Raw genomic sequence first — 2152 nt, forward strand, 5'->3', positions numbered from 1 at the left:
CTTATTGTGAGGGGAATGATGAATATTGAGAGTGGCTAAACAATTAAGAAAGTCTTTTGGCTGCAAAGAGATATTTGAATTATTGGAATTTACTTCCAATAAAAGGTTTTTTTGCATAGATTCTATAAAACCACTACATTTTATACTTAACACCGATTCCAGACTTTCTTTAATAGTTGCTTGAGTAAGTGTAAGATTGAGAGAAGGTTGAGATTCTCTTGTGCCCTGATCAGGGTAATGTTTTTTAAGATTTGAAAGGATAGAGAGTGAGAGATAAGACTGCATAATAACCCTTTGTGTAATTAAGAAGTAACATGATTGAAGAGCATAAGAAAAATTCTAACTTCATTTGCGAGATGAATTATCTTTTAAATAGTTTTGTTTTAATAATCCAATGTAATGCTAATCCCATCTAATCCTAGAGGTTTGATAGAGAAATATTGGCTTGTGTCACCTACTTCTAAGCATTTCTCCAATCATCGCTCCCACTCGTTCCAGCAACAACATGCTCCCAAATGATTTTTCTGTAATTTAAAGAAACCTGAAAGAGCTCTGTCTTATCATTATTGTTTTTATCTTGCGCATTAGGCATAACAAGATTAATATCGGTAATAATAGCATCTTCAAGCTTTGTTGTAAAATAATGTTCGGCTCCACCACTCATTGATGTTCTAAACCAATGCACCTCTACATTGTTTAATCTTTCGCCTTTTGTTAAAGCATTGTATAAAAGCGGTACCGCTTTATTTAAAGAGCAAGTGAAAACAAAAGGTTTATGCACTCTTTGACCACTTGGTTGTCCGCTTTGAGTATCTGTTGGAACTGTTACAATATGAGATATTTCTTGAGCCATTATCTCATCTTCATGTCCTGATTGATATCTATTACCAATACTCGCTTCAGTAGAAGCTCCACTAGAAATGAGACCTTGAGTAACACCTTCTATCCTAATATAAGCTGGTTGTGCCATACGCATCCTTTGTTAAAGTTTTATAATTCTTGATATTATAATAGGGTTTGGTCAATATGCAGAAAAATACCATAAAATTACAATATTTAAATTAAATCTTAATTTTCCATAATTATTCTATTCCAAGTATTTATCTCCAAGACATCACCTACTACGCATTTACTATTTTTGTTAAACTTTTACCTATCCTTGATAATTATAACGATAAAACATCATAAAATTAATTGAAAGATTAAGTCAAAAAAAAGAGAAGACAGAAAACAAAAAGAGCTCTTAGAGAAAAAAGCAATAATTGATATAAAATTACAAGCCCACAGAATAAAGCAAGGTCAAATGTAGGTTTAGTAAAAGAAGTTATAATGGACATAAAAAGGCCATACAATGCAAGATCTCAAAAAGGCTCTTGAGAATCTTAAATAAAAATGCCCAAACTAAAAAAGCAAATATATTATATATCTCCATTTATAGAGATGAATAACATGTGAGTAAATTTAATGGCAAAGTAATTAGAAATTATCACGCTCATACTACTTTTAATAATCTATATCAAGAAACCAACAAAACTATTTTTAGAGAATTATCAAAAAGTGATTTAATGAAAATCCAAGATATTTTATCAGCAGAGCTTAGAATACAAATAGGGGAGAGGGGTGGTAATGAAAAATATCAACATAAATAGTAAAGATAAAAGGTAGCACAAACTGCTATGAAGCATTTTAGCGAAATTCTACTAGAACTTGAAATAAAAGTAAAAAAGATTAGGAACAAAAATGAAAGAGGATAAAGGTTATCAAATATACAAAGAACTCCTACATGAAGAGAGAAACTATAAAATAGCCTGATGAAAATACAAAAATAAAGCAATATGTTTGTGATGCAATGCAATGGCGTATAGAGAAATCACTTGCTACTAAAAAATAAATGAGATTTATATAAAACTATTTAAATCAAACGAATTTGCGAAAAAAAGAGAATATCTTAAAAAAAACATTATCCTATAGCATGGGAGTAATCTTTATTAACAAAGGTTACAAAAAATGCAGAAAAAAGGAACACCAAAAAAGCGTAGTGCAAAAAGAGTGAAAAAAATGGTAGTAACACAAGACAACAAATTTGTCTATGCAAAATACAACATGAGTGCGAATGAAATGAAATTTTTCATGTGGATAGTAGGACAAATAA

2 protein-coding genes and 1 pseudogene are annotated in these 2152 nt (G+C 30.2%); 1 reads left to right on the forward strand and 2 read right to left on the reverse strand.

All coding sequences use genetic code 11. From position 1 onward, the window contains the following. Together LS81_RS10730 and LS81_RS10735 are read right to left on the reverse strand one after the other, a co-directional pair. Window positions 1–285: pseudogene (locus LS81_RS10730) on the reverse strand (hypothetical protein); the annotation flags it as partial. Window positions 286–460: 175 nt separating this feature from the next. After that, window positions 461–970, reverse strand: a complete 510-nt coding sequence (locus LS81_RS10735) for an Hcp family type VI secretion system effector (protein ID WP_004084744.1) — start codon at window positions 968–970, stop codon at window positions 461–463. A gap of 481 nt (window positions 971–1451) precedes the next feature. Here LS81_RS10735 and LS81_RS10740 point away from each other — a divergent pair, with 481 nt between their 5' ends. Next, entirely contained in the window at window positions 1452–1649 is a 198-nt protein-coding gene (locus LS81_RS10740; RefSeq protein WP_034347343.1) for a hypothetical protein, read from the forward strand. Window positions 1650–2152 lie beyond the last annotated feature (503 nt).

The organism is Helicobacter trogontum (genome assembly GCF_000765905.2).
Lineage (GTDB): Bacteria > Campylobacterota > Campylobacteria > Campylobacterales > Helicobacteraceae > Helicobacter_A > Helicobacter_A trogontum.

Bases quoted from the DNA above. Each gene is read 5' to 3' on its own strand.
- LS81_RS10735 (WP_004084744.1), bottom strand. From the start codon at position 970: ATGGCACAACCAGCTTATATTAGGATAGAAGGTGTTACTCAAGGTCTC.